This is a genomic window from Daejeonella sp., assembly GCF_017495225.1.
Classification (GTDB): Bacteria; Bacteroidota; Bacteroidia; order Sphingobacteriales; family Sphingobacteriaceae; genus Daejeonella.
Genome location: NZ_JAFEIG010000008.1, coordinates 35,847 through 42,649 on the forward strand (window position 1 = coordinate 35,847; position 6,803 = coordinate 42,649).

The 6,803-nt window shown below is 36.7% G+C and carries 5 protein-coding genes and 1 tRNA gene; 4 read left to right on the forward strand and 2 right to left on the reverse strand.

Annotated elements, in window-relative coordinates; all coding sequences use genetic code 11:
* Positions 1-26: 26 nt before the first annotated feature.
* Positions 27-1,670, forward strand: a complete 1,644-nt coding sequence (locus QZ136_RS03910) for a RagB/SusD family nutrient uptake outer membrane protein (RefSeq protein ID WP_291400554.1) — start codon at positions 27-29, stop codon at positions 1,668-1,670.
* Between the two features lie 241 nt (positions 1,671-1,911).
* Here the strand turns inward: QZ136_RS03910 and QZ136_RS03915 are convergent, their stop codons facing one another.
* Both QZ136_RS03915 and QZ136_RS03920 read right to left on the reverse strand, forming a co-directional pair.
* Complete coding sequence (locus tag QZ136_RS03915; RefSeq protein ID WP_291400556.1) at positions 1,912-2,319, reverse strand: DoxX family protein; 408 nt, start codon at positions 2,317-2,319, stop codon at positions 1,912-1,914.
* A gap of 35 nt (positions 2,320-2,354) precedes the next feature.
* Positions 2,355-3,275 carry an LD-carboxypeptidase gene (locus tag QZ136_RS03920; protein ID WP_291400558.1) on the reverse strand — a complete coding sequence of 307 codons (921 nt, stop codon included), beginning with the start codon at positions 3,273-3,275 and terminating at the stop codon, positions 2,355-2,357.
* A gap of 160 nt (positions 3,276-3,435) precedes the next feature.
* On the opposite strand from QZ136_RS03920, the gene metG reads away from it, so the two are divergent.
* The 3 genes from metG to QZ136_RS03935 all read left to right on the forward strand — a co-directional run.
* The gene (gene metG / locus QZ136_RS03925; protein ID WP_291400562.1) at positions 3,436-5,538 is read left to right on the forward strand and encodes a methionine--tRNA ligase; all 2,103 of its coding nucleotides are present in this window, start codon (positions 3,436-3,438) and stop codon (positions 5,536-5,538) included.
* A 191-nt stretch (positions 5,539-5,729) separates the two neighbouring features.
* A tRNA-Arg gene (locus QZ136_RS03930) sits at positions 5,730-5,801 on the forward strand.
* A gap of 728 nt (positions 5,802-6,529) precedes the next feature.
* Positions 6,530-6,803: hypothetical protein (locus QZ136_RS03935; RefSeq protein ID WP_291400560.1), on the forward strand; the 274-nt coding region annotated here is incomplete at its 3' end.

A 6,803-nucleotide genomic window follows, 5' to 3' on the forward strand; every position in this document is an offset into this window, starting at 1 on the left:
AAATACATACTTTAATTCATAATAAAATGAAAAAAATATTTGCTTTTTTTACGATAGTCTTGCTTTTGACTAATTGTAAAAAGTCCGATTTACAGTTGGATGATCCTAACTCACCAACACCTACTGGCTCTTTAGCTTCAGTAAAAGGTGTAGAGCAGTTTGCACTAGGAATCTGGAATAAGTTATATGTAGGAAATAATTTACTTGTGCACTCAATGAACATGCACAGTTTTATGGGTGATGAGCAATGGTGTTCAGCAGGTAATTTTGGCTGGAGATATGTAAATCAAGTTGATAAAATTACATTACCAGCTCCTTACAATAATGTTGTTCCTGCAGTATTAGGTATTGCACAACCACAACAATTAAAGGATCTCAATAACCTTGCTGCAACAAATGGTTCCCAAATTAATGCTTTAGTTTATGAGTGGAATTTAGGATACTTTGTTAATGGACAGGCTAATTTCCTTCTTCAAGCCATTGAGAATCCAGCAATTACGATGTCAGCTAACAAAAAGAATACTTTAAAAGCTTGGGCGTATTGGTGGAAGGGTTTTGCTTATTCTCGTATAGGGTCGATGTATGTTGCTGGAGTTATCAATGATAAAACTGATGGTTCTACATCTCCTGAGTACAAGACTCGCCAGCAAATTATTACAGAGGCTAATGCTAACTTTGATAAAGCAATTGCCTTGTTAACTCCAATTGCTGCATCTGATGCTGAGTATGCTTCAACTTTGAACGCTATTATCCCAGCATTCAATAGACCTGTTCCTAATGTGGTTATTACACCACAAATGTGGGTAAGAGGTATAAATACTTACAAAGCAAGAAATCTATTGGTGAATAAAAAAGTTACTGAATTAACAGCTACAGATTTATCGTCAATCAAAACTCTAGCTGCATCTGGTTTAGTTCAGGGTGACATTACATTCTTATTAGGAATTTCTGCTGTTGCAGCAGAAGGTTTATCGCCGAACAACCAACAGCATACTATGCTTTGGAATTCTTTCGCAAATAACCCTGGTTGGATGTGGCCATCTGAACGTTGGGTGCAGGACTTCAAAGATGGCGATCAACGTTTTGTTAAAGGTGTTTCAGCACTACCAGCATCAAGTGTTGAGGTTAACAGATCATCTAGAGGTATTCAATTTGGTGGTCGTTATTTTTTCACTGCTATTCAAAATGGAGGATTCTGGTCTTCAAATGCAAGAACTGGTTTTCAGAATTTTGCAGGTTCATGGGAAGAAAATGCTTTAATGTTGGCAGAAGTTGAGATTAGAAATAATCAAGTTGAAGCTGGTTTAGCATACATAGACCAAGTACGCTCAGCGAATGGTGCTGGTTTGGCTGCTACAGTTGGAACTAGCTTAACTCAAGCTCAAGCTTTAGAAGAGTTGAGAAGAGAACGTAGAATTGCATTAACATTACGTGGTCTTGCTTTCTATGACGCTAGACGTTGGGGCATTACAGCTAAAGCTAGTGCTGGCGGTGGTAGAGCAAATGCAAACGTAGTTGTTCCTAATTCGCTAATTGGTAAAACACCTGCAGGTAGTTGGACTCTTTTACCTACGTTTATGGAGTATAACTATTTAGATTATTGGGATGTTCCAGTTACTGAATTTAGTTATAATGCACCAGCTTCAGGTTCTCCGGCTATTGCAAACTAATTAATCTGTTTATAAACATTTATAAAAGAGGCTGATCATAATTTATGATTCAGCCTCTTTTTTTATCTAAAAAATAATCTGTTTTAAATTATTGTTTATCAATCAAAACATTGTATTGTGCATGCATTGTTTATCTCTACATGTGAATTTTGTTTTCTGGGATACCAGACCCTAAACTAATTATAAACAACAAAGGCTGTCATTTTAAGAGACAGCCTTTGTTGTTTGATTAAAAAAATTTTTATTTCTTATCTACACTATAAGTCCCCGGACCAATAAAGGCCAAGCCAAGAAAAACGACACCAACTTCTATAGCATGTGAAGCGCTCATAAAACCTTCATTGCTATTAAGATGTACACTTGCGGCAATGGCCATTGTGAAGGTTAATAAAAGACATACTGGTCTGAAGGCTAATCCGATCAATAGTAAAAAGCCTCCAAAGGTTTCTGTTACTGCTGCTAATAGTCCCCAGAAAACGGGTATAAAATCTATTCCAGCATTCTTCATTGCCCCGCCAATTGATTCCCATTGTTCTGGTCCGCCTAATAATTTTGGATATCCATGCATCATAAACATGATGCCTAATCCAATTCTAGTAATTAATAATCCTGTGTTTCGGTATTTTCCGAAAGATGCCAATAATGCCATAATGAATGAATTTTGTTGATTTTATTTGTTTTTGATTAAAATTTTGTGTATATTAAGTTAACCTCTTTGTCTTGAATCTTCATTTTTACTTTTCTTCCTAAAATTAGTGCTTGATTATCGTTAATATGTCCGGCAGGAAAATTAAAGCATACCGGGTAATCATATTCAGCTACATGACTCATTATAATTTCTTCCGCACTCTGTCCGAAAGGTATATCATTATCTTTCATTTCTGTGAATGAGCCAACAATTAATCCTTTTAGATTATCTAGTTTACCAGCTCGTTTTAAATTCCACATCATACGGTCTAGGGAATATAGATATTCGCCTACATCCTCTAAAAAGAGAATTTTATCCGTGTAATCTTGTTCGGAGCTAGAGCCAGCCATCATAACCATTAATGTTAGGTTTCCACCAATTAATATCCCAGTAGATTCACCAATTCTATTTGGTATCTCACTTGTATAATTATATTCCAGAGCTTCATTAAATAAGGCTTTTCTCAGGCTCTCTAAAGAAGGTTTTGATCCATCTGGAATAGTTAATGGCATTTGTCCGTGAATGCTTTCTATTCCGAATAAGGCTTGTACATGGCTATGCAAAACCGTAATATCGCTAAAACCAATAATCCATTTAGGATGTTCTTGAAAGCTGTTAAAGTCAAGTTTATCAATGATTCGGATAGTCCCATAGCCTCCACGAGCAGCGAAAATAGCCTTTACTTGAGGATCATTTAAAAATTTTTGAATATCAGAAGCACGAACATCATCGGTACCTGCAAACTGATTCCAGGAGGCATTTACGGTTTCCCCTAATATTACTTTTAATCCCCAGGATTCTAGTAATTTGACTGCATCATTGATATTATGGGGTAGTTTTTTCGCCGGACAAGTAATAGCTACTGTATCTCCGGGCATTAAATATGGAGGAGTTTTATAAGATTTTATATCCGTCATTTATTGATTTATGTTTAAAATTAACCATTTACGTTATGGTAAGTATTGATTTTATTAAATTTAAAAATACAATTTGATTTAATAGAAATTGTATAAATAGCCATTTTAAATTAGCACATTAGCCTGTATCTTTGCAAATTAAAAATTAGCTAATATTTACATTTTGGGAAACGATAAATTCAAGAGATACACAGTAACTGCAGCTTTACCTTATACCAATGGCCCTGTGCATATTGGGCATCTGGCAGGTGTTTATATTCCTGCGGATATATACGTTCGATTTTTAAGATCTACAGGTAAGGATGTAGTTTTTGTTTGTGGATCCGATGAGCATGGTGTTCCCATTACTTTAAAAGCCAAGAAAGAGGGTGTTAGTCCGCAAGAAGTAGTAGATAAATACCATAAAATTATTGGTGATTCTTTCCGTGATTTTGGAATTGCTTTCAATATCTACCATCGTACCTCTTCGGAAACCCATCATGATACAGCTTCTGGATTTTTTAAAACCCTTTACGATAAAGGAGTATTTAAGGAAGAAGAGACAGAACAATATTTTGATGAAAAGGCGGGAGCTTTTTTAGCAGATCGTTATATTATTGGTACTTGCCCTAAATGCAGCAATGAAGAAGCCTATGGCGACCAATGCGAGAAATGCGGCTCTACTTTAAGTCCGACTGAATTAATAAACCCACGTTCCACCCTATCCGGAGCTCAGCCGGTATTACGTACGACCAAAAACTGGTTTCTTCCTTTAGATACGATGCAGCCTCAAATAGAGGCCTATATAGACGCGCACAAGGATTGGAAGCCAAATGTATATGGACAATGTAAATCATGGCTTAGTGGGGGTTTAAATCCGCGTGCAATGACACGTGATTTAGATTGGGGAGTGAAAGTGCCAGTTGAAGGTGCAGATGGGAAGGTTTTATATGTTTGGTTTGATGCGCCTATTGGTTATATTTCTGGGACAAAGGATCTTTGCGATGCCAATTTAAGTGAGGAGAAGAAGAAAGAATACTATTTTAATGAGAGCTTAAAGCCAAAGGATTCTTGGGAGACCTATTGGTATGCTGAGGATACTAAATTAGTTCATTTTATTGGTAAGGATAATATTGTATTTCACTGTATTATATTTCCTGCTATGTTGATGGCTCATGGTTCTTTTCAGCTTGCGGATAATGTACCTGCCAATGAGTTTTTGAATTTGGAGGGAGATAAGATTTCAACTTCTAGAAATTGGGCGGTTTGGTTGCATGAGTATCTTCAAGATTTTCCGGATAAGCAGGATGTTTTAAGATATGTTTTAACTGCTACGGCACCAGAGACTAAGGACAATGACTTTACTTGGAAGGATTTTCAGGCAAGAAATAACAATGAATTAGTTGCCATTTTTGGAAATTTTGTGAACCGTGTTTTGGTTTTATCCCATAAATATTTTGATGGGAAAGTGATGATGGGATCGGCTTTTACGGAGACTGATTTGCAGGTGATGGCAGAATTGAAGGAATATCCATCAAAGATTGCCGCATCAATAGAGCAGTATCGATTTAGGGAAGCTTTATCTGAGTTTATGTCTTTAGCCCGAATGGGAAATAAATACTTAGCGGATGAAGAACCTTGGAAGTTGATTAAAACAGATGAGGAGCGTGTGAAGACAATTCTGAATATCGGATTGCAGATTGCTTCAAATCTTGCCATACTAGCACAGCCTTTCTTGCCGTTTAGCGCTCAAAAATTGTTTGATATGCTGAATATGGATGTTCAGGATTGGGATAAAGCGGGAACATTAGACCTACTTCCATTGGGCCATCAATTGAATGAAGCAAGTTTATTATTTGAGAAGATTGAGGATGCCGAGATTGAGGCACAAATACAGCGATTAATGGATAGTAAAAAATCTAATGAACAAGCTTCAATGAAAGTTGAAGAGGCGAAGCCTAATGTTAGTTTTGAGCAATTTTCTTCGATGGATATTCGCATTGGGACGATTTTGGAGGCAGAGAAGGTGGCTAAAACTAAGAAACTCTTGAAGTTAAAAATTGATACCGGAATAGATCAGCGTACCATTGTATCGGGTATTGCCGAATATTTTGAACCGGAGCAAATTATAGGAAAGCAGGTTTCTGTATTAATAAATTTGGAGCCAAGAGAAATCAAGGGTATTTTATCTCAGGGAATGATATTGATGGCTGAGAATCCGGATGGAACTCTTAGTTTTGTGGCACCTGAAAGTGTGTTTGTAAATGGGAGTACGGTGAGGTAGGATTATCAGTTAACAGTTATCAGTTAACAGTTATCAGTTGGCGGTTGTCAGTTGGCGGTTATCTTTATCAGGCTGGGTGGAGATTTTATCATGCTTTGATTTAAAAATTTTCATACAAATAGTGGTTTCGTTTTCAAAGTCCGTGCGGCAGAAGCCATTTGGACGTGAATAGAACAGAAGAATAAAATAATGGTCCCGTAGTTCAACGGATAGAATAGAAGTTTCCTAAACTTTAGATGTGGGTTCGATTCCCGCCGGGACCACATTATTGATTATCAGGTAGTTACAAACAAAAAATCTCCTATTTTTTGTGTTTTTGGTGAAACCTTGCAGAGGATTGAATTAAATTGAGCTCTAATCATTGGTATACCTTGCTCAATTTTTACCTGATGAAATTTCTTCATGATGTCGTATGATCCTGAGAAACCATGTCTCTCTCGGAGATATATTTTGCTTGTAGCAACATTGGAATGAAAAGAACCTATCGAATGTCTCCCTCTGAATTTCCCATGTAAGCCATATGGTTTGCAAGTGTAAGATTTGATTCAGACTATCAAAATTTATATAAATCCCTTTCTTTAGAGCGACTTTCAAATTATCCATCTTGTGCAATATTTCAATTTGCCGACCCATCAATGTGATCGCTGATCAATATTTTGCTGGGAAAGTATTTCAGTGATTGGATCAACAAGTACGGGATGGAATATTTTATAGAAACATAGCCTGGACAATCCCATAGATTTACCATTGACAACATTGCAAATTAAACAATGTTTAACAGCCTGGCCAATTTTATCGCGCTTTTAAAAAGATGACTGGAAAAATACCCTCTGCCTATTTCTCAATTGTCCGCTGATTTTTCTCAATTCCTACCTGCATTTTAAATTTTAGTTTATACCACTATTCAATATTGGTAGATTTTTAGTCTTGATTTATGGTTCTGAACATGCCTTTAAGGGTAATTTCGTGCAATTCTATTTTATAACGAAACATGACTACTACATCAACACCTCCTTTCGCCAAAAAACTTTATTTATTTTTTGCATTCTTTCTAGTCTCGGTATTTTCTGCAAATGCCAGTGATTATTATTGGGTGGGCGGCTCTGGTAACTGGAGTGCTTTTGCTACGCATTGGGCTACCTCTTCCGGAGGTTCAACCTTTTATTCCCAGGTACCACAATCAACTGACAATGTAATTTTCGATGCGAACTCGTTTAGTGCATCGGGTCAGACGGTAACGCTGGATATTTCTACGGCTGTATGTA

What these genes read in the sequence shown, in the direction of transcription:
- QZ136_RS03910 (WP_291400554.1), top strand. Translation starts at nt 27, where the DNA reads ATGAAAAAAATATTTGCTTTTTTTACGATAGTCTTGCTTTTGACTAAT.
- QZ136_RS03915 (WP_291400556.1), bottom strand. Translation starts at nt 2,319, where the DNA reads ATGGCATTATTGGCATCTTTCGGAAAATACCGAAACACAGGATTATTA.
- QZ136_RS03920 (WP_291400558.1), bottom strand. Translation starts at nt 3,275, where the DNA reads ATGACGGATATAAAATCTTATAAAACTCCTCCATATTTAATGCCCGGA.